Source organism: Rhizobium sp. R711, assembly GCF_002211365.1.
GTDB lineage: Bacteria > Pseudomonadota > Alphaproteobacteria > Rhizobiales > Rhizobiaceae > Rhizobium.
Window position 1 is genome coordinate 72767 of record NZ_LOKZ01000023.1, and the last position, 24656, is coordinate 97422.

Annotated in this window: 23 protein-coding genes; 12 read left to right on the top strand and 11 right to left on the bottom strand. The window is 59.0% G+C overall.

Features of this window, described 5'->3' with window-relative positions; all coding sequences use genetic code 11:
• Positions 1-28: 28 nt before the first annotated feature.
• The 3 genes from ATY80_RS18545 to ATY80_RS18555 are packed head-to-tail and all read right to left on the bottom strand — an operon-like array spanning position 29 to position 3035.
• Complete coding sequence (locus ATY80_RS18545) at positions 29-847, bottom strand: carbohydrate ABC transporter permease (RefSeq protein ID WP_088693812.1); 819 nt, start codon at positions 845-847, stop codon at positions 29-31.
• Entirely contained in the window at positions 844-1797 is a 954-nt protein-coding gene (locus ATY80_RS18550; protein WP_088693813.1) for a sugar ABC transporter permease, read from the bottom strand. Before ATY80_RS18550 ends, ATY80_RS18545 begins: the two co-directional genes overlap by 4 nt.
• Positions 1794-3035 (bottom strand): extracellular solute-binding protein, encoded by a 1242-nt coding sequence (locus ATY80_RS18555; RefSeq protein ID WP_088693814.1) that lies wholly within the window; start codon positions 3033-3035, stop codon positions 1794-1796. Before ATY80_RS18555 ends, ATY80_RS18550 begins: the two co-directional genes overlap by 4 nt.
• A 217-nt stretch (positions 3036-3252) precedes the next feature.
• On the opposite strand from ATY80_RS18555, the gene ATY80_RS18560 reads away from it, so the two are divergent.
• The gene (locus ATY80_RS18560) at positions 3253-4554 is read left to right on the top strand and encodes a glycosyl hydrolase family 28 protein (protein ID WP_088693815.1); all 1302 of its coding nucleotides are present in this window, start codon (positions 3253-3255) and stop codon (positions 4552-4554) included.
• A gap of 21 nt (positions 4555-4575) precedes the next feature.
• On the opposite strand, the gene ATY80_RS18565 is transcribed toward ATY80_RS18560, so the two are convergent.
• From ATY80_RS18565 to ATY80_RS18585, 5 genes are all read right to left on the bottom strand, one after another.
• Complete coding sequence (locus tag ATY80_RS18565; RefSeq protein ID WP_088693816.1) at positions 4576-5487, bottom strand: homocysteine S-methyltransferase family protein; 912 nt, start codon at positions 5485-5487, stop codon at positions 4576-4578.
• 92 nt (positions 5488-5579) lie between these two features.
• On the bottom strand, positions 5580-6269 hold the full coding sequence (locus tag ATY80_RS18570) for an ABC transporter permease (RefSeq protein ID WP_088693817.1): 690 nt from the start codon (positions 6267-6269) through the stop codon (positions 5580-5582).
• 12 nt (positions 6270-6281) lie between these two features.
• Positions 6282-7001 carry an ABC transporter permease subunit gene (locus tag ATY80_RS18575; RefSeq protein WP_088693818.1) on the bottom strand — a complete coding sequence of 240 codons (720 nt, stop codon included), beginning with the start codon at positions 6999-7001 and terminating at the stop codon, positions 6282-6284.
• A 12-nt stretch (positions 7002-7013) separates the two neighbouring features.
• Positions 7014-7787 (bottom strand): transporter substrate-binding domain-containing protein, encoded by a 774-nt coding sequence (locus ATY80_RS18580; protein ID WP_088693819.1) that lies wholly within the window; start codon positions 7785-7787, stop codon positions 7014-7016.
• 44 nt (positions 7788-7831) lie between these two features.
• Positions 7832-8611: an ATP-binding cassette domain-containing protein gene (locus tag ATY80_RS18585; RefSeq protein WP_088693820.1), complete on the bottom strand. Its 780-nt coding sequence runs from the start codon at positions 8609-8611 to the stop codon at positions 7832-7834.
• Positions 8612-8775: 164 nt separating this feature from the next.
• Here ATY80_RS18585 and ATY80_RS18590 point away from each other — a divergent pair, with 164 nt between their 5' ends.
• Both ATY80_RS18590 and ATY80_RS18595 read left to right on the top strand, forming a co-directional pair.
• Positions 8776-9255 (top strand): Lrp/AsnC family transcriptional regulator, encoded by a 480-nt coding sequence (locus tag ATY80_RS18590; RefSeq protein ID WP_088693821.1) that lies wholly within the window; start codon positions 8776-8778, stop codon positions 9253-9255.
• Between the two features lie 572 nt (positions 9256-9827).
• Complete coding sequence (locus ATY80_RS18595; protein WP_088693822.1) at positions 9828-10466, top strand: hypothetical protein; 639 nt, start codon at positions 9828-9830, stop codon at positions 10464-10466.
• A gap of 93 nt (positions 10467-10559) precedes the next feature.
• Here the strand turns inward: ATY80_RS18595 and ATY80_RS18600 are convergent, their stop codons facing one another.
• Positions 10560-10997: a hypothetical protein gene (locus tag ATY80_RS18600; protein ID WP_088694075.1), complete on the bottom strand. Its 438-nt coding sequence runs from the start codon at positions 10995-10997 to the stop codon at positions 10560-10562.
• A gap of 290 nt (positions 10998-11287) precedes the next feature.
• On the opposite strand from ATY80_RS18600, the gene ATY80_RS18605 reads away from it, so the two are divergent.
• Both ATY80_RS18605 and ATY80_RS18610 read left to right on the top strand, forming a co-directional pair.
• Positions 11288-11812 (top strand): ATP-binding cassette domain-containing protein, encoded by a 525-nt coding sequence (locus ATY80_RS18605; protein ID WP_189637206.1) that lies wholly within the window; start codon positions 11288-11290, stop codon positions 11810-11812.
• 317 nt (positions 11813-12129) lie between these two features.
• Positions 12130-13347: an SfnB family sulfur acquisition oxidoreductase gene (locus ATY80_RS18610; RefSeq protein WP_088693824.1), complete on the top strand. Its 1218-nt coding sequence runs from the start codon at positions 12130-12132 to the stop codon at positions 13345-13347.
• Positions 13348-13418: 71 nt separating this feature from the next.
• Here ATY80_RS18610 and ATY80_RS18615 read toward each other — a convergent pair whose 3' ends face one another.
• Together ATY80_RS18615 and ATY80_RS18620 are read right to left on the bottom strand one after the other, a co-directional pair.
• Positions 13419-14618 carry an acyl-CoA dehydrogenase family protein gene (locus ATY80_RS18615; RefSeq protein WP_088693825.1) on the bottom strand — a complete coding sequence of 400 codons (1200 nt, stop codon included), beginning with the start codon at positions 14616-14618 and terminating at the stop codon, positions 13419-13421.
• Positions 14619-14690: 72 nt separating this feature from the next.
• A complete protein-coding gene (locus ATY80_RS18620; RefSeq protein ID WP_088693826.1) occupies positions 14691-15734 on the bottom strand; it encodes a substrate-binding domain-containing protein in 1044 nt (347 codons plus the stop codon).
• A 231-nt stretch (positions 15735-15965) separates the two neighbouring features.
• Here ATY80_RS18620 and ATY80_RS18625 point away from each other — a divergent pair, with 231 nt between their 5' ends.
• The 7 genes from ATY80_RS18625 to ATY80_RS18655 all read left to right on the top strand — a co-directional run bounded on the left by ATY80_RS18625 (position 15966) and on the right by ATY80_RS18655 (position 24641).
• Complete coding sequence (locus ATY80_RS18625; protein WP_088693827.1) at positions 15966-17441, top strand: sugar ABC transporter ATP-binding protein; 1476 nt, start codon at positions 15966-15968, stop codon at positions 17439-17441.
• Complete coding sequence (locus ATY80_RS18630) at positions 17438-18490, top strand: ABC transporter permease (RefSeq protein ID WP_088693828.1); 1053 nt, start codon at positions 17438-17440, stop codon at positions 18488-18490. Before ATY80_RS18625 ends, ATY80_RS18630 begins: the two co-directional genes overlap by 4 nt.
• A gap of 116 nt (positions 18491-18606) precedes the next feature.
• Positions 18607-19617, top strand: a complete 1011-nt coding sequence (locus ATY80_RS18635; RefSeq protein ID WP_088693829.1) for a sugar ABC transporter substrate-binding protein — start codon at positions 18607-18609, stop codon at positions 19615-19617.
• Positions 19618-19677: 60 nt separating this feature from the next.
• Positions 19678-21225, top strand: coding sequence for a sugar ABC transporter ATP-binding protein (locus tag ATY80_RS18640; protein ID WP_088693830.1), 1548 nt, complete (start codon positions 19678-19680; stop codon positions 21223-21225).
• Positions 21215-22234 (top strand): ABC transporter permease, encoded by a 1020-nt coding sequence (locus ATY80_RS18645; RefSeq protein ID WP_088693831.1) that lies wholly within the window; start codon positions 21215-21217, stop codon positions 22232-22234. Before ATY80_RS18640 ends, ATY80_RS18645 begins: the two co-directional genes overlap by 11 nt.
• A gap of 2 nt (positions 22235-22236) precedes the next feature.
• Positions 22237-23214, top strand: coding sequence for an ABC transporter permease (locus ATY80_RS18650; protein WP_088693832.1), 978 nt, complete (start codon positions 22237-22239; stop codon positions 23212-23214).
• Between the two features lie 35 nt (positions 23215-23249).
• Entirely contained in the window at positions 23250-24641 is a 1392-nt protein-coding gene (locus ATY80_RS18655) for an LLM class flavin-dependent oxidoreductase (RefSeq protein WP_088693833.1), read from the top strand.
• The last annotated feature ends 15 nt before the right edge of the window (positions 24642-24656 follow it).

Genomic DNA, 24656 nt, shown 5'->3' on the forward strand with positions numbered 1-24656 from the left:
GTCTTGACGTTTGCTCGGAGGCGCAATCCTATTCCTTTGTCGCGCCCGCCATCAGGCCGCTCATCAGCATGCGCTGCAATGCCGTAAACATCACAAGAACGGGCAGCACCGACAGCACCGACATGGACAAAAGCCGCGGCCAGTTGATACCGAAGCGCCCGACAGTATTGGCAAGTGCTACCTGGACAGTCCATTTATCCTGATCGCTGATGATGAGGAATGGCCAGAGATAGTCGTTCCAGCGCCATACGAGATTGAAGGCCAGCAGCGTGCCGATTGCGGGTATGGCAAGCGGTACAATGATCCGCCACAGGATTCGCCACTCCGGGGTCCCGTCAAGGCGCGCCGCCTCCAGAAGACTGTCTGGAATGTTGGTGATGTATTGGCGCATGAGGAAAACTCCGGTCGGGGTTGCCGCCGGCGCGATAATAATGCCTGCCAAAGTATCAAGAAGATTGAGATCCCGCAGCACCAGAAAGACCGGAATCATGACGATCTGCAGCGGCACCATCAGCGACGACATGATGAGCAGGAAGAAAAGCGTATCTCCCTTGAACCTGAACTTCGCGAGCGCATAGCCGGCCATGACGCTGATGGTGACCGAAAGAAACGCCGAGAGCACTGAGACAACGGCGGAATTGCGAAAGAAAACAAGAAACTTCGCGCGCGACACGGTGTCGATGAAGTTCTGCAGCGTCGGCTGCGCCGGAAAAATGGTCGGCGGCCACTGGAAGATCTCCTGCTGCGACTTCAACGACGACAGGAACAGCCAGGCCGGCGGCATCACGAAGACGAACAGCGTCAGCGCAACGAAGATCAATCGCCAGGGCGTGTAGATGCGCGTCATTTTTCACCCCGCGATATGCGTAGCTGGAAGATCGTCAGAAGCAACAGGATGATGAACAACACCATGGACTGGGCGGCCGCGACACCGGCCTGCATGGGCTTCTGGAAGGCAGTGTCGTAGATTGTCTGAATGAGATAGACGGTCGCCTTGCCTGGACCGCCGCCGGTCAAGGAAACGACGAGTTCATAGACCTTGAAGGCCTCGATCGAGGACAGCACCAAAACGACTGCCAGCGTCGGCTTGAGGAGCGGAAGGGTGATATGGGTGAACTGCCGCCACTTGCTGGTGCCGTCGATCGAGGCGGCTTCGTAATAGTCGATGGAAATTGCCGTCAAGCCGGCGATGAAGATCATCATATTGAACCCGGCTTGCGCCCAGACCCAGGCTATTACGACGGCGACCTGGGCCATCGTGTCCTGCTCCAGCCATGGCACTGGGGCAATTCCGACCAGCGAGAGCAGGTAGTTGACCAGGCCGTTGTTGAGTCCGAAGAGCCACCGCCAGGCAACTCCGATGATCAGCAGGCTGATCATGGAAGGGAAAAAGACAATTGTGCGCACGACCGCAAAAAGCTTGGTCTGGGGCGACAGAAGAAGAGCCAGCGCCAACGAGACGACAATGTTCAGCGGCACTGCAATGACAACGAAAAGGACTGTCTTGAGCAATGAATTCTGGAAATCGGCATTGCTTAGGAGCCCAACGAAGTTTTCCAGCCCGATATATTGCGGAATGGTACTTGGCACCTGTGGAACAACGACCACGCCGCGCTTGAAAAAGGCCATGAACAGACCCTGCACCAGCGGATAGAGCGTGAAGGTGACGAGGAGTGCCAATGTGGGCAGCATGAGCAGGTACGGCCAACTTAGGCTCGCCAGGCTGCCTCGCAGGCCTTTCGGCACCGGGTGGGAACCCGGTGCCGGACGGCTATCTTCCAGCATGGCCGTCGTCATTTTCCGGCCTCAAGCGAGGCATCGGCTGCCTTCTTGATCTGCGATACGGCGTCTGCGGAGGAGATCTGGCCAGCGACGGCCTGAGTAACGGCGGTCTTCACCGTACCCCAGACAGCCTGCATTTGCGGCCAGGCCTGGTCGGTTGCCGCGTAGGCTGGGCTGGCGTTCAGCTCGTTCTGCATTGCCTTGATCGCTTCGGTCGCCGCCGGATTGTCATACTTGACGGCAGGCGCCTTCAGATTGGCCGGGATCATGCCGAAGGTCTTGGCATACTGGGCCTGAATGTCCGGCGACGTGATCCATTTGATGAACTCAACTGCTTCCGGAAGGTGCTGGCTCGTATTGAAGGCCACAATATAGTCGCCGCCGTAGATCGACGACGCAACGGTGCCGCGCGGTGTCGGGCCGGCCTGCCACGCAAAATGAGCATTGTCGGCCAATCCGGCGATTTGCCAGCTTCCCGACATATAAGCTACAGCCTGACCGGCTGTGAAGATTTCCTTCGGATTGTCGGAGCTTGCGCCGGACCAAAGACCGGGCGGCATCGCAGCCTTGGTGATGTCGATGAACTTGTCGAGCGTGCTCGTCCACGCTGCCTCGTCCATAATCACCTTGACTGGTTCTTTCTCGGTATAGATGTGATTGCCGTACTGGTACTCGTGAACGATCCAGCGACTGGCCGAGACGTCCCATACCAGAGGATAACGGGTCCCTGACTTTTCGGCGACTTCCTTGATCTTCGGAATGAATTCATCCCAGGTCCAGCCGGTCGCCTGATCCGGGATCGCAACGCCGGCCTTCTTGAAGGCATCGGCGTTCAGAAAGATGCCGGTCGAGGTTACGCGCAGCGGCGCGGCGATGACCTTGTCGCCGAGCTTGGCGCCGTCGCCCCAGCCTTTTACGAAGTCCTTGATCCAGTCAGGACCGATCTCCTTGCTGAGATCGACGAGGAATGGACGGATGACCGGTTCCATCGATGAGGTCAGTGACAAATCCGGCATGATGCCTGATGCCGCATATTGTTGGAATTTCTGGATCATTCCATCATACGGAGTGATTTCGAGATCGAACGTGGTATCGGGATGCAGCTTGGTATATTGTTCAAGCAGGGCACGCGTGTTGGCCTCTTCCTGGTCGTTGTCGACGTACCAGACGATCTTTAGTTCGGATGCTGCCGCCAGCGAGATCGTCATCGCCATTGCAGCTGCTGTCATCATCAATGTCTTGAGCGGTTTCATAGGGTTCCCCTTCTTGGCTCCTCACTTTTCACGAACTCTGCGAACGATCGGCCCATAATTCACTCCCACTGGGCGGACATTTGTTCGTAACCATGACGAATTAAATACGAGTTTTCGGCGGAGTCAACACAAACAAACTTGCACCGCCGAATTAGTTCGTCCTGTTGACGAATAAAGTCGTGTACCCTAGTTAGTGAAGAAAATAAGAGGACGCGCAATGGATATTTCCGTCGAACCAAATGACGCTGATCTGCAGCCATACATAGACAGACTGGCTGCCGTCGGCGGGGGAACGCTTCTGTTGCAAGCGGGCCGGCATGTTTCGGGGCCGATCCGGCTTCGCAGCGGCATAACCTTGTCTCTTGATACAGGCTCAACGCTCGAGTTCGTTCCAGACTATCAGCTTTATGCCCGAAACTCGGTAAGCGTCATCGCGGAGGGATCCGATCGCGCATATATCGTGGCGCAGGACGTCGATAACATTGCGATCCTTGGCAAAGGGAAGATTGTTGGGTCGGCATCCGCCTTCAACACCGGCTTCGACGAGACCGTCGGCACCTACACACCGAACGAGAAGCGCCCAAGGGTCATTGTGCTCGAAGATTGCAGCAACATCAGGCTCGAGGGCGTCACCATCGAGGAATCCCCGATGTGGACTGTTCACCTCGTCCGCTGCAATGATGTGATCATCACTGGCATAAAGGTGCTCAATAATCGGCAACTCCCGAACACGGACGGTGTCGTTATCGACAGCTGCGTCGACGTTGCAGTGAGTAAAGTCGTCATCAGCACGGCTGACGACGGCATCTGCCTTAAGACCAGTCGGAGCGAAAAGGGCACCGGACGTTGCGAGAATGTCGACGTCTCGGATTGCCTCGTCGAAAGCAATAGCTGTGCGTTAAAGATCGGCACTGAGAGCTTTGGCGACATCCGCAATGTTCGGTTCATGCGCTCCAAAGTGCAAGAATCGAATCGAGCGCTCGGCATTTTCTCGCGCGACGGCGGAACCATCGAAAACGTGGTCTTCTCGGATATCGAGATGGACTGCCACGAGACGGTCGATGGCTTCTGGGGCTCAGGGGAGCCGCTAACGATTACCCAGCTTGATCGGCGCCCGGAGGTTCCTGCTGGCGTCGTCAGGAATGTCAGCGTCGAAAACCTCAAAGGTCGCAGCCACGGCCCGATCAACTTCTTCGCAGAGCGAAGCGGTGGGATCGCCGGAATAACCCTGCGCAACGTGCAATTGACGATCCAGGAAGGCCCACTGGGAACCGCCAGGCAATATGACCTGCGTCCCACGAATGCCGACCTGTCCCCACCCAAGGGCATCGAGGGTCGAGGTAATGCCTGGCTGCGCGGCACCGATGGAAGGATAATCGGCCTGGTCGATTATCCGGGAGGCATGCCCGCCGTCTTTGCGCATAATACGTCAGACCTCATACTGGAGGGCCTTGATGTCGTGCGTCCGGCCCCCCTTCCAAAAGGCTGGAACAGCATGGCCCTTTGCATTAACGACTGAACGCCGCGCCGCTCATCGTGATCATTCGTTCCTTAAGGCTCTACGCAGACGGTGAATATGCCCAGCGCCGATCCCACAACAACCGCCGACCATGGTTGCGCCGGCCTCCACCCATGAACAGGCAAAGCGCGAATAGATGTCGTCGTCAAGGTCGCTCCGGGTCTTATGAAGGCCTTGGTTGGCCGCAGCATCTGCTTGCTCGCCTTCGAAAGCATTCGCATATACGCCTATTTTGATGGGCGAGGCGTGAGCCTTGAGGATCTGGGCTGCCGCGTCGACGGCCGCGCGCATGACTTCAGGCTTGCTACAGTTGAAGAGGAGCGCCTCAGCACCCGATTGCACCGCCCATGATACAGCCTGCTCGACCAGTTCCCCCGAGCGCAGTTTTGGCGAGCCACCCCCTGTCTGTGCGGTATCATCGCTCAAGGTGAATGAGATCCAGAAAGGTTTGCCGGTCTTGATGACCGCGGCACGAACGGCATCCCCCTCGGCGATGAGGCTCAGTGTTTCGCCGAGCCAGATATCAACAAAAGGTGCGAGATTTTGCACGAATACAGCGAGATAGTCCTGTACCCGCAAAGGGTCAAAATTTTGCGGTTCATAGGAGCCGAAGATTGGCGGTAGCGATCCGGCAACCAGGACCTTGCGATCGCTGCAGGCATCGGCAGCCTCACGGGCAAGCGTCCCCGAGCGGGCGAGCAATGCAGCGCCCTGCTCCCAAAACCGGTCCTCTCCGATGTGGAATGGCACGAGAGCATAGCTGTTGGTCGTAATGACGTCGGAGCCGGCGGCAACGAATTCATCATGGACCTTGCGGACAATGTCAGGCGAATCGATGAGCGCAAGAGCCGACCATTCCGGTTGCTTCAACTCTGCGCCAAGGCGCAGAAGTTCGCGGCTCATGCCGCCGTCGAGGATGCAGACTTTATTCATTTGAGCGTTCCGAACCTGGATCAGGGGGTTGTCGGGAGAGAGCGGCAAACATCCTTACAGCCGCTGGAAGTCGAAAGGACATGTGCCTCTTGTTACCGTCGCACTGGCACCTCTGCCTCAAGGCGGCGGAAAAAGCGGGCAATCATGGCGGTTAGAATGAGATAGAACACCGTCACCACGATCAGTGGCTCATAGACGAGCAATGTGTCCTGTCGGACTTTGGTTGCGACCGCATAGAGATCCATTACCGTAACGGTGAAGGCAAGCGGGGTCGCTTTCAACTGCATGACGATTTCACCACCGATTGTTGGCAATGCGATGCGGATGGCCCGTGGCAGCCAGACGCGCCGGGTCAACGTGAAGCGCGACATTCCGAATGCGCGGCCTGCTTCCAATTCGCCTTTGGGTACAGCAAGCAACGCGCCGCGCAAGATCTCCGCCTCATAGGCGGCGTAGTTCAAGGTGAAACTGACGGCTGCAAAGAAGAACCCCTCGCGCAGCATGGGCCAGAACAGGCTCTGACGGATACCGGGGATCATCGGGAGCAGCGAACCGACACCATAGTAGAGAAGCCAGAGCTGGATGAGCAGGGGCGTGCCACGCAAGAAGGTGCAATAGCCCTTGGAAAAATACTTGATGATGGGGCCCCCGCTTGTCTGCGCAAAGGCAAGGCCGATCGCAAGTGCAAAGCCGAAAACAACCGAAATCACCAGGAGCAGAACGGTCTGCGCGGCACCTGCAAGGAGAAGCGGCCAATAGGAGGCCATCCATATGAATGTCATGCTGTGCACTCCTCAGGCTGGTTGGGCGCGCCGTACATGACGTTCGATCAGGCCGAAAACGACGTTGGAGACAAGTGTGATGGCGAGGTAGAGGAGCGCTGCCGCCAAAAAGAAGATGAAATAGTGCTTGGTGCTTGCGCCGGCCAGTCGGGTGGCGAGCGCGAGCTCCTGGTAACCGACGACGGCAACCAGCGCGCTGTCCTTGGTAATCGACATCCACAGATTGGCAAGGCCCGGTAAAGCGTTCGGCAAGAGGGCCGGCAGGATGATGCGCCGAAAACGCAATTGCGGTCCCATGCCGAAGGCCTTCGCTGCCTCGATTTCGCCCGCGGGAATGGCGAGGATCGCTCCCCGCAGCACTTCCGTCATGTAAGCACCCTGCACAAAGCCGAGCACTGCAACGGCGACGACGAAGCCATTCACCTCGATCACCGGCAGGCGAAATGTTGCCATGAACCGATTAAGCCCGTCGATGCCGGCATAATAGAGCCCGACGATTAAAATGAGTTCCGGAATAGCTCGAACAGCCGTTGTATAGAGGTTGAGCAGCAGGCCAAGCGGTCGGTTGCCGGAGAGCTTGCCAAGAGCGCCTCCCGTCCCGAGCAGAAGCCCGATCAGGAAGGCGCCCGCAGAAATCGCGATCGTGGAAGCGGCACCGGCGAGCAGCGTCCCACCCCATCCGGGTGGATAGGGTGAAAGAAGCTCGAAGATCCCCTGTCGGGCCGCCGCCATCGTCGGGACCGCCTACTTTGCGCCGTAGATATCGAAGTCGAAGTACTTCTTGGTGATCTCGTCGTACTTGCCGCTGGCGCGTACCGCAGCGATCGCGGCGTTGAGCTTTGCCTTCAGCTCGGCCTCGTCCTTGCGTAGGCCGCCGGACACCCCTGCCCCGAGAATCTCCTTGTCATCTACAACATCACCGGCCTTGCCGCAGCAATCCTTGCCGCTATCGCTTTTCAGGAAGGCATCGAGCGCAAGCGAATCGCCAAATACGAAATCGATGCGTCCGGCAGCGAGGTCCTGGAACGCCTCATCGAGCGTCTGATAGGTCTTCTCGTCTGCGACACCGGCAAAATACTTCTTGAAGTAGTCCGACTGAATGGTGGAGACTTGGATGCCGATGGTCTTGCCTTTCACATCGTCTGCGCTTGCGCCGACTTTTGCATCCTTTGGCCCGATCAGCGTGCTGGGCGTGTTGTAATATTTGTCTGTGAAATCGATGACCTTCGAACGCTCAGGCGTGTTCGACATGGACGACCAGATAACGTCGAACTTCTTGCTCTGCAGGGCGGGAATGAGGCCATCCCAGGACAGCTCTACAATTCTGCATTGCTCTTTCATCTCTTCGCATACGGCATTCATAAGGTCGATTTCCCAGCCTTGCCATTGGCCGGAGGCATCCTTGGCGAAGAATGGCGGATAAGATTCGTTCATGATGCCAAAACGGACCTCAGCCTGAGCGGTGATGGCCGAACAAGCCAGCGCAGCGCTGGCAAGAAGCATGGGGAGCAGTTTCATTTTCAATTTTCTCCTGATGTTGTTGTAAGTGAAAGCGCCAGGGATCAACGGGTCAGCATGCCGGTGAACTCGCGGCAGCGCGCGCTAAGGGGAGCGTCGAAGATCTGCTCCGGGCGTCCCTCTTCCTCGATCCGCCCCTGGTGAAGGAAGAGGACGTGGCTCGAGACATCGCGCGCAAAACGCATTTCGTGGGTAACGATCAGCATGGTTCGCCCCTCCTCGGCGAGGTCGCGTATGACTTTGAGCACTTCGCCGACCAGCTCCGGGTCGAGTGCGGACGTCGGCTCGTCGAAGAGCATCACGGACGGCTCGATGCAAAGTGCACGGGCAATCGCCGCTCTTTGCTGTTGGCCACCGGAGAGAAAAGCGGGATAAGCATCGCGCTTGTCGTAAAGACCTACCTTGGCGAGGAGCGCTTCTGCCTTCTCGATCGCCTCCCGGCGCGCAACGCCAAGGACATGAACAGGAGCCTCGATAATGTTTTCGAGCACTGTCTTGTGTGCCCAAAGATTAAAACTCTGGAAGACCATGCCGAGGCCAACGCGCATACGCTCGATCTGTCGCCAGCTCTTTGGCTGCAATTGCCCCTGATGCCTCCGCTTCCAGACGACTTCCTCCCCATTCACGACGATACGACCGCGGTCGGGAACCTCCAGCAGATTGATGCAGCGCAGAAAAGTACTCTTTCCCGATCCGGATGAACCAATGATTGAGATCACGTCGCCCCGACATGCCTTGGCCGAAACGCCCTTGAGGACTTCGTGCGAGCCGAAGCTCTTGTGTAGATCATCGACACGCAGTGCCTGGGAGGACGGTTCTGTCATTCACAATTCCATAAGCAATCTGGGCAGAATATCTCGAAAGTTCGCGATTTTTGCGCGCAAAGCCAGACCAAATTGCATATTGTGCGCAAAAATCTCTTCTCATTGCGGGTTTTCGGATAGAATGAACGAAACAGTTTGTGGCTCGATCGTCGAAGGAGACAAAATTGGAAAAACCGGATCACTTTGATCGCGACATTCTCGAGCTCGTCCAGCGCAACTGCCAGCTCACGGCCGAGAGCATTGCCGAAGAGGTCGGCCTTTCGACCTCGGCGGTTCAACGGCGGCTGAAGCGCCTGCGCGAAGAGGGGGTCATCAAGGCCGAGGTTGCGATCGTCGAGCGCAAGGCGACCGGCACGCCCATGGTGTTCATCGTCGGCATGGAAATCGAACGGGACAATTACGACGCACTGGCGAAATTCCGGCTTTGGGCGGAAAAACAGGATCACATCCAGCAGGTCTACTATGTCACGGGAGCCGTGGATCTGATTGCAATTATCACCGCGCGTGACGTCGAGCACTATGACGACATCGCAGCCCTGATCATGGCGGAAAACCCTCAGATCCGGCGCATGCATACCAACGTGGTGCTTCGCGATGTCAAGCTCGGTCTCTTTGTCCCGCTTTCTGCTCACGCCGGAGACTGATTGGGAACTGCGCGCATGTGGCATTCGTTGCAAGTTGTCAAATGAGCGGCGTAGACATCGTCTCCGGTGCTCGTGCGTCCGCTTACCGGACGGATAAAACGACGACGATCGATCAAGGCAAACAGGCAATAATACTGCGGCCGCCTCCTGGCGATCGCGCGTGGAGTATGACATCAAAACCAGTAACGCATCCTGGTTGTCGCCTTTCCGCGGTGAAAAGCATATTTCACGCCTTTGACAGATCTTAAAATCAGGGTTTACCCTTTCCCTCAGGGGAACAGCTGACGAAGGCCGACCTGTGCTTGCTGCCACACCCTGTGCGATCGATGATATGCGTAAGATCGCTGGCTCTGCCCCCATCGGCAGACCTGCCGGCTCTTAAAAAACTCGAGGCCCATGCGGTCGTTTGCCCGATCCGATGTCGCTCGCTACGCAGGAATTGCAATCTCACTGAACGCCAGGCCCGGGCGAAAGGCTGTGGAAAGTCATCCTGCCACACCCTATCTACAGCTATGCCGGGTTTCCGATGCCCGATGCTGTGATATTGCCCGATCTCATTCGGGAGAGATTCGATGGCCTTGATCGATATTCTGACGTCCGTGGCTCTCGCGGCGACTGCAACCGTCACCGCGTCCATTTCACCGGCTCAGACGTCAACTCCTACCTTCCGTCCATTCGGCGTTTCACAGGACGCCCTGCCCTCCGCGCTCGGCTGCAAGCCGATCTACGGCAATCAGCCGGACACGACAGGACAATATACGTGCAGCAGCTTGCCGGCCGGAAACGACCTATTCGACCAATATGTCCTCGCCTATGTCAGCGGGATGGGGATCTGCAACGTCGTTGCCGTTTCTCGCTACATCGACGATGATCAGCGTGGCACGACGACGCGGCAAGTCTACAAGGAAGCTGCTTCCTTGCTCGCATCCCAATTTGGTCCCGCAGACGAGAAGATCGATCATGTCGCTACGTCCAAGTTCGGGAAGGACGGAATGTTCAAGGAAGCGGTTATTTCCCAGGAGCGGCAGATCTTCGAGCAATGGGACAACCTGAGCACAAGGTTTCAAAATGCCCAATCTGCTAGCGTTACCATTTCGGGAAGCGAGGACGCGGGGTTGGCCGTCTACAGCATTCTCCGCTTCTCCCACAACGATGCGTGCCTTGCCAATCTTGAGCAGCAGACGGGGCTGTCCGGAGACGATGCGCAGTAATTGGTGCTGGCGAAAGGCTTGAAAAAAGGCCGCCAACTGGCGGCCCAAGGCGAAACAGCTCAGGCGTCCAATCGAGCCCGACCACGTTCCTGGTCAGGATATGAACAGTGCCCGCAAGCGAGAGAATAAACCCGGCCGTTCAGCACCGAGAATTCCGCGCACATGATGGGCTGCCGTTGCGGCGTTGACCGTCGCGCCGAAATGGCAATAGCAAAGAATATTGTGTAGTTCACCGTCGGTGAGACTGAAGAATTTTCTGGCCTGACCGTAGGTGTCATCTTCCAATCCGGCAGCCCGCAGGAGCGGATCTTCGAAGGCGACCGAAATCGGCGAGTTTTCACTTCGCAGGAGCGATAAGACTGACGTCGGCTGATGCTCCGTCTGATAGAGGGTCGCCAGCCGCCGATGCGGGTTCAACTCGAGAAGCTCCACCCAGCGCTCGAGACGTTCGGTTCGCGACATGATGCGGTGCGGATATGTTTGGTCGATATCCGCAATATTTTGCAGTTGCTCCAATGTCTGATGTTTCATGGCGGACTCCATTCGGCTGAAATCTGCGCAGCCCCATTCACGCGTACGCTCTGTATAATTGAGCTAGGGGAGGCGAAAGCCCAATCAAGATAGCTTCGAAAGGATTTATGCAGACCGAAGCAAGTTGAATGACAGGCTGACTTGATGCGACACGCTGCTTACTGGCGCACGCGGCTGGCGACCGGCTCTTTGGTCCGGCTAATCGGTCCAAAGCAGCCCACGTTGTCGGAAACGAGGCGACTGAAAGCCGCACGGCGCATGATGTTACTGCGGCGGAGATTGACCTGACATTGGAGAGCGGACGCGTCTATGGACTCGTGGGGCAAAGCGGCAGCGGCAAGAGCACAAGACAGATCGCGCCGACAGCGGGTACCATCGACCTGAAAGGAGAGGTGCCTGCACGCTGGGGCGGCAGAACCTTTGCCCGTCAGATTGCCTACATGCCGCAGTTTTATGCCGACAACCGACGGCATGACGGTTCGCGAACTGGTGGCGCCCGGCCGCTTTCCCTGGCATGGAACGCTCGGCCGGTTTACCGGCAAGATCAAAAACTGGCCGATGAAACCATCGACCGCACCGGTCTTAAGCGTTTTGCCGACAGCTCGGTCGCCCGTAGTCCGGCGACGAGAGGGCAGCGCGCCTGGATTGCCATGATGCTCGCGCAGAATGCGCAATGCCTGCTTCTCGATGAGCCGACCTCGGCGCTTGACGTTCTGCACCAGGATGGCGTTCTGGCGCTGTTTCGTGAACTCAGCCACGAGCGCCGGCTGACAGTCGTCGTCCTCCACGATATCAATCTCGCCGCCCGCCTTTAGCGATGAAATTGTGGCTTTGAAGAATGGCCGCGTCCTGCCATGCGGTGCGCCTACCAAGATCGTGAATTGCGACATCGGTGAAATCGGTCTTCGATCTCGAGATGGGCGTCGTTGCGCATCCGCTTAGCAACGAGCCGATCACCTACATTCATTAATCAACGGCGTGCGTGTTCCACCGCCCCCGTCGAAGGTAAAAGTCTATTTATTTTATCGATTAAGAAATTCGCTGGCGTCACGGCCGCCAAATAGGAAAAGTCTTGCCTCGAAGCCGCTTTCCCGATGCTGCATGGTGACGCTGAACAGAACGGGAGTAAGCCATGAACGCGCAACTGCATCACCTCGTACCGGACCGATCCGCAGCAATTGCTCTTGAGAATGAACACCAGGCGATCGCTGTCGCGCAGGAGCTGGCGAAACGGTTTCAGACAAGCGCATCAAGGCGAGATCGCGAGAGGTTGCTCCCTTTCGCGGAGCTCGACGCCCTGTCGCAATCCGGCCTGCTCGGCATTACGGTTCCGGAGCAGTATGGCGGGCTTGACGTGTCCAATTCGGTGTTGGCCGAGATCACTGCCATTCTTTCCGAAGCAGACGCATCGATCGGTCAGATCCCACAGAACCATTTCTACATCTTGGAGGCGCTGCGCACCGACGGAACGGAAGAGCAGAAGCGCTTTTATTTCAGCCGCGCACTTGCCGGCGACCGCTTCGGCAATGCTCTTTCAGAGCGCGGAACAAAGACTGTCGGCCACTACAATACCCGCATCACGCGCGAGGGCATCGGCTACCGCATCAACGGGCAGAAATACTACTCGACGGGCGTCCTGTTTGCAGACTGGATCGCGATCTTCGCGCTTAATGAGGAAGAGCAGCTGGTCATGGCCTTGGTGGCGAAGGGCATTGGGGGTGTAGAGATCATCGACGACTGGGACGGCTTTGGTCAGCGCGTCACCGGCAGTGGCACGACCGTTCTCGACGACGTCCATGTCCGCGCTGATTGCATCGTACATCATCAAAAAGGATTTGAGCGTCCGACGACCATCGGCTCTGTCGGACAGATCATTCATGCCGGCATCGATCTCGGCATAGCTCGCGCCGCCTTCGGAGAAACGCTCGATTTCGTGCGCAGCAAGTCTCGCCCCTGGACAAACAGCGGCGTCGACCGCGCCTCGGACGATCCTTTGACGATCGCCAGGATCGGCCAGATCGCCATTCGGCTGGAGGCGGCAGCCGCGACGATCGAACGGGCCGGCCGTAAAGTCGACGCGGCACAGATCGACATGACGGAGGAGAAGGTCGTGGCAGCGACGCTTGCGGTGGCGGGTGCAAAGGTTCTTACGACCGAAATCGCCCTTGAAGCCACCAATACCCTCTTTGAACTGGCCGGGACAGCTTCGGTGAAGCTGGAACTCAATCTCGATCGGCACTGGCGCAATGCACGAACCCACACCCTGCACGATCCGGTGCGTTGGAAGAACCATGTCGTAGGCAACTATCACCTGAACGGTGTCTTACCGCCAAAAAGTGGCGCCTTGTAATTGGATCAGTCAAAGCAGAACCCCATTTCCACACCGAAATGGGGTTTGTCGTTTCATGAAGGCGACGCCTCTCAGCTGTAGAGGCTGACCTCGGGCAACCTGTCATTTAGAACGAATTCACCGACTTCCTTGGCCTTGTAGAATACCGGGTCATGGAGTGTGTGCGTGCGCACGTTTCGCCAGAATCGATCGAACCGATATCGCTGCGCCGTCGAGCGCGCACCTGTCAGCTCGAAGACGCGCGACGTGATATCGAGCGAGACATGGGTCGCGTGGACCTTGGCGGCGTAGGCTTCGGCTGCCGCTTCGCCGCGCTCGCGCTCCGTCACGTGATGCCCCTTGGCAAGGCCCGTCTGCACGGCTGTCGCGGCAGCGTCCGCCAGTGCAGCCGATGCTTTGAGCGCTGCCGTAAACTCGCCGATGCGCTCGAGAATGTAGGGGTCGTCGGCAGCGCGCTCGACGCCTGACGTCACCCACGGTCGGGTCGTCGTTTTGACGTAGTCGATCGCTGCCTGCAGCGCTCCTTCGGCCGTACCGAGATAGAAATTGACGAAGACCAGCTGAATCAGCGGCGTATTGAAAGTGGCAAGCACGGGCGACGCTTTACCCGGCGCGTCGACGAAATCCTCCTCGTAGATGGGGAAGTCGTGAAACTCGACGCTGCCACTGTCGGACAGGCGCTGGCCGAAATTGTCCCAGTCGTCATTGGCGGTGTAGCCCGGGCGGTTAGTCGGAACCGCAAAGCCAACGATCTTATCGTCCAGGCTTGCATTGGCGTTGATATAATCAGAGATGTGCGCCGCCGTTGAGAAGGACTTGCGACCGTTGAGCACATAACCGCTGCCGCGACGCGTCAGCACAAGGCCGGGATCGCGCGGATTGACGGCGGCTCCCCAATACAGGTTCTTGGCGGTCGTCTCCGCCCCTAGACTGCGGGCGCGGGCTTCGTCGAATGCCCAATAGACGTACTGGCTGTTGACGAAGTGATAGCCAAGCAGCTGGCCAACTGAGCTTTCGCCGCGTGCGAGAATGCGCGTGAGCCGCAAACCGTCCACCCAGTCCAGTCCGCCGCCGCCGATCTCTGACGCATGGAGGGCATTCAAAAGGCCAGAACTCTTGAGTTTGACGATCTCGGCAAGCGGTGGGCGCCCCTCGCGATCAAGATCGGCAGCGCGCCTGGAGAGATCGGCGGAAACGATCTCGGCGCGGGAGAATAGATCCTCTCGGCTGATACTGCGATTGGTGGCAAAAAGCACCTTGGGCTGGCTCATGGGGCGGACTCCGTTTCTTGAGGTGGCACCGGCGGGGCATCATTGCCCCGCCGAGGGATCGAGGCGGGCGACCTAAAAGAGCTTGTCCGGAATCCAGCTTGCGCTCGCCGCGTCGCTCGTGCTGAAGGCAGGCACCTTCTGCGCCAGGTCCTCAATCGTCTTGACGCCGGCCGCGCGCAGGCTTTCCTGGGTCAGTAATGTCGGCTTGACGGTGATCCGATGGGGAATTTCCTGGCCCGCGACCTGCAACGCCGCGGTACGAACGGACACGGCCCCGACGACTGCAGGATTGGTCGCAACGGTTGCCACCCAGGGGCTGCCCTCTTCCGTGATCTCCTGAATGTCTGCAGTGGAAACATCGGCGGAATAGATCTTGAGCCTGTCGGCAATGCCCAGATCATTTGCCGCCAGCTTCACACCGCGCGCGAATTCGTCATATGGCGCGAAGACGACCTTGATGTCGGGATTGGCGGAAAGGACGGCCTTCGCCTGATCAGCTGTCGAGGTGGCTGTCGTATCGTTGACGACACCGAACCGCGCCTTTTCCACGACACCGGAATTGTCCGATTTGAACTTCTCCCAAACCTCGTTGCGCCGATCGAGCGGCGCGAAGCCGGCAACATAGGCGTAACCGGCCTTGAAACTCTTGCCATTGTCTTTGGCCGCCTGATCGAGGGCAAGTTGCGCAAGTTCGTGATCGCTCTGCTCGACCTGAGGGATCTTCGGATTATCGAGATTTACGTCGAAAGCGACGACCTTGATGCCCTTGTCGAGCGCCTGCTGGGCGACGTCACCTAAAGATTCCGGCAGGCCGTGATCGAGAACGATGGCCGATACGCCGAGGTTGATTGCCTGCAATACCTGTTCACGCTGTTTTGCTGCATCCTGGCGGCCGGGAAAGACACGCAGATCGACATCAAGCGACTTCGCCTGCGCTTCGGCCCCTGCCTGATAGGACTGGAAGAAGTCGCCAGCGGAAATGTAGCTGATCAGGGCAATCGTGACGCCGCCCTTGTCGAAGGGAGCGGGCGCACCGGCGAGGCCGCCGGCAAGGGCCGCCTCGCAGACGAAGAGTGGGATGGCAGCGCTCAGGGCCAGCCGGGCAAGACGTTTCATCGTCACATTCCTCTAAACAATCGCAAGCGTCGTCTGACGGAGGGGAGTTTTTCTGCGACGCTCAAATAGTTAGTTATAAACTCTATGTTTTTAGTAGACAAATTTATCCGAATTGTCGGTCTTCCAGAGATTCTTTGTTTCACCGGGACGCCCTGCCCGACAAAGGCCTGCCTGGAAGTTCGCCCATCCTCCAGGCCAATATCAGCCGCCAACAGCTGATCGGTACCCACGATGCCACTCCTTCACATCGAAAACCTCACCCATAGTTTCGGCGCCACGCGCGCGCTGAGGGGGCTAGATCTTTCGATCGAGCGGGGAGAAATCGTCGCATTGATGGGCGCTAACGGTGCCGGAAAGTCGACCCTGGTAAAGATCCTGTCAGGCGTGCTTGCTGCAGATGGTGGCAAGATCAGCCTCAACGGGCATGCCTTCGCTCCCCGTACGCCTTCCGAGGCCAGCAGTGCCGGTATAGGGACCGTTCATCAATCGACGGATATTGTTGGCGCTCCGGGACTGACGGTCGCGGATGCGCTGCTCCTGCATCGCTTCGCCGAACCCAGTACACCGTTCTTCGTCTCGCGCAGCAGCCTGCGTCGCCAGGCGCAGGCAATGCTCGATGCTGCGGGCTTTTCGCTGCCGCTCGATCGCGACTTCGGCGATCTACTTGCGGCGGATCGCCAGCTTGTGGCCATCGCTCGCGCACTCTCGGGCAGGGCTGATCTGTTGATCCTCGACGAGCCGACTGCCGGTCTTTCTGGCGACGAAAGCCGACGACTATTCGATATACTCCGGCAACTGCGTTCAACGGGGCGTGCGATCCTCTACATATCCCATCGCACCGCCGACCTCGAAGCCGTCGCAGATCGAGCCCTTGTCATGCGCGGCGGCCGGGTGGTCCGCAGCTTTGGCCGACCGATCGACTTCACGAGCGCCATCGAGGCGATGATCGGCCGTCGACTGCAAGCGGCACGTCCAGACGCGCGCCGCCAGGCTGGAGGGCTGGTCCTTGAGATGCGTAACGCGCGACTTATGCCGACAAGCGTGCCCTTTGATCTGGCGATCCGGGAAGGAGAGGTCGTCGCAGTCACCGGGGCACTTGGTGTCGGCAAGAGCCGGCTGCTGTCGGCCATCTTCGGCGTGCGCCCGCTGGCAGGCGGCAAGATGCTGCTCGACGGGCAACCGCATGCGCCGAGATCACCGGCAGAGGCGATTGCATCTGGCGTCGCAATGGCTGCGGAAGACCGCCACCGCTCATCCTTGATGCCCGCCGGTTGGCCGGGGCAGTCGCTTGCGGCCACGATCAGCCTTCCGCATCTGAAGAAATGGTATCGCTGGGGCTTTCTCATCAGCGAGCGCGAACGGCGCGAGGCAGGGCAGGCAATTTCCCGTCTCGGCATCAAGGCTTCGGATCCGTTCGCCTCCGTCTGGAGCCTTTCCGGTGGCAACCAGCAGAAAGCCGTGATCGCCCGCTGGCAGGCCGAACCAAGCCGACTGCTTCTTCTTGACGAGCCTTTCCAGGGCGTCGATGTCGGCGCGCGCAGCGATATCATTGCAGCGCTGCGAGCCAGCAACGACCGCGCCACACTGATCGCAACCTGCGATGAGGAGGAGGCCTACGAGGTCGCCGATCGGATCCTGAGCATCGATCGCCATACTCTGCAGCCAATCGCGACCGCCAACAAAGCCAATTCAGGGGAACACGCATGACGATGATCGGTGAGACTGGCCTGTCAAAAGAAGCAGACAGGCCCGGAGACAATCATCGAGGTGACCGCAGCGCCGGCGCCATTCTGCGCTCGGGCGCGGTTTTCATCTTGCTCGGCCTTATGCTTGTCGGCTTTGCAATCGCGCAGCCAGCCTTCATCACCATCGCCAATCTAATGAGCATCCTGCAGGCAGTCTCCGTCGTCGCGATCCTCGGAGCCGGCGTCACGGTCACATTGGCTGTCGGCGGCTTCGATCTCTCGATCGGCGCCATCGCCGCCTCGAGCGTCATGGCGGCAAGCTACGCCATGATCGTCTGGCAGCTTGATGCCTTTGCGACGGTACCGCTTGTGCTGACCTTCGGTGCTGCAATCGGACTGATCAACGCGGTCCTGATCGTACGCCTGCGTGTACCAGATCTGCTGGCGACGCTTGCCACCATGTTCCTTTTGTCCGGCTTGCAGCTCATTCCGACGGCAGGCCGCTCGATCTCGGCCGGTCTGGTTCTGCCGGATGGCTCGAAGACGGCAGGCGCCTATGATCCAGCCTTTCTCCTCATCGGTCGTTACCGCGTCCTCGGCACCTTGCCCGTCTCGGTCCTGCTGATGGGGCTTGTGGCCTTTGTTCTTTTCATCCTCACCGAGCGCACCCGCATCGGCCGCTTGCTGTTTGCAACCGGCGGCAACGAAGTGGCGACCCGGCTGGCGGGCGCATCGCCCGCGCGGTTGAAGACGTTTGCCTATGTGATTTCAGGCGCGCTTGCCTCCCTTGGCGGTATCGTGATCGCTGCCCGCGTCGGGCGTGGGGATGTTTCCTCGGGCGGTTCCCTGCTGATGGATGCGGTGGCTGCCGCTCTGATCGGCTTTGCCGTCCTCAACCTTCGCCGTCCCAACGTGATTGGAACTCTGGTGGGGGCCGTCTTCGTCGGTGTGCTCTTGAACGGACTGACGATGCTGAATGCGCCCTATTACACACAGGACTTCGTTAAGGGTGCGGTGCTGATCGGCGCCCTTGCACTCACCTACGGCCTTGGCCGCGACCAGGATCGCTAAAGGACGGGTTGCGGCCTTCCGAAATTTTCCCGACAGGGTGTGCTTTTGGAATGACGTTCCTCCTTAATTATTTAAATCCATATATTTTGTGGATTAACAACGAGAGGGCTATTTCCATGACCGAAGAAACTGTATCCGGCTTCGGCCGCCGCGAGATCTTGAAGCTTGCGGCGGTCGCCGGAGCAACATTTGCAGGCGCTGGCGTTTTTGCTTCGTCATCAGCCAGCGCTGTGGAAGACGGGCTTTCGCTGAAAGGCAAGCGCGTCGCGATCAGCGCTACCGGCACAGACCACTATTTCGATCTGCAGGTCTACAACGCCCAGATCGAAGAGGTGAAGCGGCTTGGCGGTGAGCCGATTGCCGTCGATGCCGGTCGCAACGACGGCAAGCTGGTTGCTCAGCTGCAGACGCTGGTGGCACAGAAACCGGATGCGCTGGTGCAGATTCTCGGCACGCTCAGCGTCATTGACCCGTGGCTGAAGAAGGCTGGCGACGCCGGCATTCCAGTGCTGACCGTCGATGTCGGTTCGACCAATTCGCTCAACAACACGACCTCGGACAACTGGGGTATCGGCAAGGATCTCGCCCTCCAACTTGTGTCCGACATCGGCGGGGAAGGCAACATCCTCGTCTTCAATGGCTTTTACGGCGTAACGCCGTGTGCCATCCGCTACGACCAGCTGGTCAACGTCATCAAGTACTTCCCGAAGGTGAAGATTCTTCAACCGGAACTGCGCGACGTCATTCCCAACACCGTCCAGGACGCGTTCACCCAGATCACTGCGATCCTCAACAAATATCCGCAAAAGGGTTCGATCAAGGCCGTCTGGTCGGCCTGGGATATTCCGCAGCTCGGCGCAACGCAGGCGATTGCCGCGGCCGGTCGCAACGAGATTAGAACCTACGGCGTCGACGGCAGTCCCGAGGTTCTGCAGCTCGTTGCCGACCCCAAATCTCCGGCAGGTGCTGACGCCGCCCAGCAGCCAGCAGAGATCGGGCGCGTCGCCATCCGCAACGTCGCCAAGCTGCTTGCCGGACAAACACTGCCACGCGAAACCTACGTTCCGGCTCTTCTCGCAAACAAGCAGAATGTCGGTGAGATCACCAAGAGGCTCGGCATCGGCTGATACCTGTCTCGCGGTGCGGCCAGGCCACATCGCATTTTTATCCTGTGAAGAGCGAACAACATGACCGCACCTGCTGCTGCTGAACAAGCCGGGCACGACGACATCATTCGTTTTGACCGGATCGTAAAAGGCTTTGGAGGCGCGCAGGCGCTTAAAGGCGCCTCGCTTGCCGTGCGACGTGCCACCGTGCACGGCCTCGTGGGCCAGAACGGGGCCGGCAAATCGACACTCGTCAAGATCCTTGCCGGCCTGCATCGGCCGGACGAAGGGCGCATCGAAGTCGAAGGGCGCAGCTATGAAAGCCTGACCCCGCATCTGTGCGAAGAGCTTGGCATCCATTTCATCCATCAGGATCGGCTGCTGGTGCCGACCTTCACCGTCGGAGAAGCGCTTTTTCTCGGCCGCGAAGCGCGCCTAGCCGGTACGCCCTTTCTTGATCGCCGTGCCATGCAGCAAAGAGCAGACGAAACCCTTCTCAATTATTTCGGAGTGCGGCTGCCGAAAGATGCCCTGATCAGCGAGCTTTCCACCGCCGAACGGCAGATCGTGCAGATTACCCGCGCCCTGCTCAACCAACCGAAAGTACTCGTCTTCGACGAGCCGACGGCCGCGCTGGTGCGTCGTGAAGCCGAAACGCTTTTTCGGCTGATCCGACGCCTTCGCGCTGAGGGCGTCACCATCATTTATATCTCCCACTATCTTAACGAGATCGAGGAACTATGCGACCAGTTGACAATACTGCGCAACGGGCTAGACGTCGCCTCGCTGGAGATGGCTCAAACCTCGGCGAAGGCCATCACCGGCCTGATGATCGAGCGCGACATCACCGAGATGTTCCCCAAGTCACATGTCGGGCCGGGCGCTGAGATCCTCAGGGTCGAGGCTCTTTCGGCACAGAACCGTTATGACAATGTGGGCTTTACGTTGCGTCGCGGCGAAGTGCTTGGCGTCACCGGCCTGCTTGGATCCGGAGCCAAGGATCTCATCCGAACGCTCTTCGGGCTCGAACAGCCGGCGTCCGGCACGATCGAAATAGACAACACGTCTGCGCAGTTAAAAAGCCCCACCAAAGCCGTCAAACGAAGCATCGCGTTGGTGCCGGAGGATCGCCGTGGTCATGGAGTGGGTCTTGATCTCAGTCTCTGCGAGAATATCACGCTATCGAGCCTTGCCCGATATACCCGTTTCGGCTTCCTGAAGCGGAAGCGCCAACGCTCGGACACCGACGATCACATCCGGCGGCTGCAGATCAAGACCACCGGGCGCGAGGCTCTGGTACGCACGCTTTCGGGGGGCAACCAGCAGAAGGTCGCAATCGCCAAATGGCTGAGCCGGCGATCCGAAATCTATCTCCTGGACGAACCGACGGTGGGCGTCGATATCGGCTCAAAAGTGGAGATCTACGCACTGATTGGAGAGCTGGCCGCCGGCGGTGCCGGCGTCATCGTGTTGTCGTCTGATCTGCCCGAGCTTGTCGGCATTACCGATCGGATCCTCGTTTTCTTCCGGGGCCGCGTCGTGCGCGAACTCGTCTCCTCGGATACCACAACGGATGAAGTGCTGGCGGCATCGACAGGCGTTTCGGAAGGGGTTTGCCATGTCGGCTGATATTCAGTTCGCTTCCCTGAGTGCCGTTGCCGACAGCAACACGCAAAGATCGAAGGGCAATCTTGCAGCCGCAGCCCTTCGCTTCGGCTCGTTGCTCGTCTTCGCCTCCATTCTTGTCGCCTTCTCGCTCACGGCCCCCTATTTCCTTTCGATCGGCAACATTGGCAATGTTCTCGGTCAGTCGGCCATCGCAGGCGTTCTTGCGATCGGCTGGACGATTGTGCTGATTGCCGGCGGTTCAAACGTCGTCACTGGCGGCATCGATCTCTCGCTTGCCGCCAATATGGGCCTCAGTGCAGCGCTCTACGCCTCGCTCCTTCGGCTCGGCTACGGCGATGCGACTGCCGCCGCAGGCGCAATCCTCACCGGGCTTGCTATCGGTGCCGTCAACGCTGCCGCGGTGGTGCTAGCTGGCATCGTGCCGCTTCTGGCAACGCTTGCCGTGATGAATGTTGTCGCCGGCCTTGAACTGGTTCTGACCGAGAATACCGTGATACCGGCCTCCACCGACGTACTGACCGCGATTTCGACGTCCGACCCCTTCGGCGTGCCCATCCTCGCCTATATTCTCATCGGCTTCACCGCGTTTGTGACAGCTGTCATCCAGTATACGCCGCTCGGCCTGCGGCTTTATGCGGTCGGTGAATTTCCGGACGCAGCCCGTGCGGCGGGCCTTCCCCTCAAGCGTCTTGTCGCCGGTGCGTTTATCGCAAGCGGTCTTTGCGGCGGCCTTGCCGGTATCCTCTCGGTGTCCTACCTCAGCGGCAGTACGACTGGTTCGGGCGAAATGCTCTTGCCCGTTGTCGTCACCGCCCTGCTTGGTTCGGTGTTCTCGCGCCGCCTTGTGCCGACCATCACGGGCACGCTGCTATCGGCGCTCTTCGTTGGCTTCCTCGTCAACGGCTTCCAGCTTCTGAACCTTCCGAGCACCCTCGTCAGCGGCGTGCAGGGTCTCCTGATCCTCATCGTCGTCTCCGCCACGACGCTGCTGCGCAAACGAAAGATCTGACCGTGTCTGCCCCTAATCCCGCCGGACGACCGCTCGCCAGGCTCTCCCGGTACGGCCTGATATTGGCCCTCGTCAGCGTTTTCTCGATCTTCTCTGCTGCCGCTCCGAGCTTCCTGACGCCAGGCAATCTGCAGAGCATTCTCGTCAACAACGTCACGCTTCTTGCCATCGTCTCGATTGCCATGACGCTTGCGGTATCCGCCGGCGGGATCGACCTGTCGGTCGGCACGGCAGCCGACTTTGCAAGCTTCGCCTTTGTATCGCTGGTCCTTGCTGGAAAGCCCGTGGCTCTGGCGCTGCTTACAGCCCTTTTGGCCGGCGCCCTGGTTGGAGCCTTCAACGCGATCCTCATCTGCGCGATCGGCGTCTCGCCGTTCCTGGCAACGCTTGGCACCCTATTCATCGGCCGCAGTATCCAGCAGCTGCTGACGAATGGCGGCAACCCTGTCTACCTACCGCCAACCGGCGTCCCAGATGCCTTGCGTTGCCTGGGCCACGGAACGATTGCCGGCATCCCCGTTTCACTGCTGGTCGCGGTGGCCGTCATGGCGGGCGCCGCCGTGCTGTTTTCCCTCACCCGTTTCGGGCGGGTGGTGCTCTCGATCGGGATCCAGCCGAGCGTCGTGCGCTATTCCGGCATCGGCCTTGGCTCGCATGTCGCCGTTATCTTCATTCTTGCGGGCACGGTCGCGGCAATCGCCGGCATCATTTTGACATCGACAGTCACGGTCTACATCCCCTCCTCAGGCAATGCTTTCCTGCTGAATGCCATTGGCGCCACATTCATCGGGACAACTTTCTCGCCATTTGGACGGCCGAATGTCGCCGGTACCGTACTCGGTGTTCTGCTTCTTAGCGTCGTCGCCAACGGCCTGCTTCTGACCGGACTGAGTTTCTATTGGCAGCAGGTCTTCACCGGCAGCCTCATATTCGCAGTGCTGGCCTTCAGCTTCATCAACAGGAAAGCGGTCAGCGCGTGAACGCGGCCGAACTAATCGAATGCAGGAACTCTGACATGAGCCGAGAAATCAGGCTGAACGCCTTCGACATGAACTGCGTCGGACACCAGTCGCCCGGCCTCTGGCGCCACCCACGCGACAAATCCTGGACCTACAAGGATCTCGATTACTGGGTCCATCTTGCCAAGACCTTGGAACGCGGCAAGTTCGATGGGCTCTTCATCGCCGACGTGCTCGGTGTCTACGACGTGCTAAACGGAAACGTCGATGCGGCGCTGCGCCATTCGGCTCAGGTGCCTGTCAACGATCCACTGCAGCTCATCCCGACCATGGCCTACGAGACCGAACACCTCGGCTTCGGCCTGACGGCATCGCTCTCCTTCGAGCACCCCTACACCTTTGCGCGCAGGATCTCGACGCTCGACCACCTGACGAAGGGCCGTGTGGGCTGGAACATTGTCACCTCCTACCTTAACAGCGGCGCGCTGAATGTCGGCCAGCCCGCACAGACGAACCACGACGATCGCTACGATCTTGCGCAGGAATATCTCGAGGTCTGCTACAAGCTTTGGGAAGGCAGCTGGGAGGAAGACGCCGTCGTAAGGGACCGTCAGAAAGGGGTCTTTACCGATCCGCGGAAAGTGCATCCCATCGGTCATTCGGGCAAGCATTTCACAGTGCCGGGGATCCATCTCAGCGAGCCCTCGCCCCAGCGTACACCAGTGCTCTATCAAGCGGGCGCCTCCAGTCGCGGCAAGGACTTCGCTGGTGCTCATGCGGAGTGCATTTTTGTTGCCGCGCCATCGAAAGCCGTGCTCAAGCGCTATGTCGCCAATGTCCGTGAGGCCGCCGAGCGGGCCGGCCGCAACCCTCGCGAAATCCTTGCCTTCAATCTGCAGACGGTCGTCCTTGGCGAGACCGACGCCGAAGCGCAGCGCAAATTCAAGGAATACCGGCAGTATGCATCCTTCGAGGGCGCGCTGACGCTGATCTCCGGTTGGACGGGGATCGACTTCGGCCAGTTCGGGCCCGACGAAGTGCTGCGCCACCGCCATACCAATGCCGTGCAGTCTGCCGTCGAGACGTTCACAACGATCGATCCGAGCAAGGCATGGACCGTGCGGGAAATGGCTGACTGGGTCGGTGTCGGCGGCTTCGGGCCGGTCTTCGTCGGCTCACCGTCGACGGTCGGGGACCTGATGCAGGAATGGGTCGAGGAAACCGACGTCGACGGTTTCAATCTTGCATACGCAATAACTCCGGAGAGTTTCGAGGACGCGGTCGAACTGCTGGTGCCGGAACTGCAAAAACGCGGCGTCTACAAGGCCGAGTATAGACAGGGAACCCTTCGCGAAAAGCTGAAAGGCGAAGGTCCCCGCCTGCAGGCGCCGCATCCAGCCGCCGCTTATCGCAACCTTGGAAACAGGTTGTCAAAGCTTGCCGTCTGAGCTTCAGGACGCCGC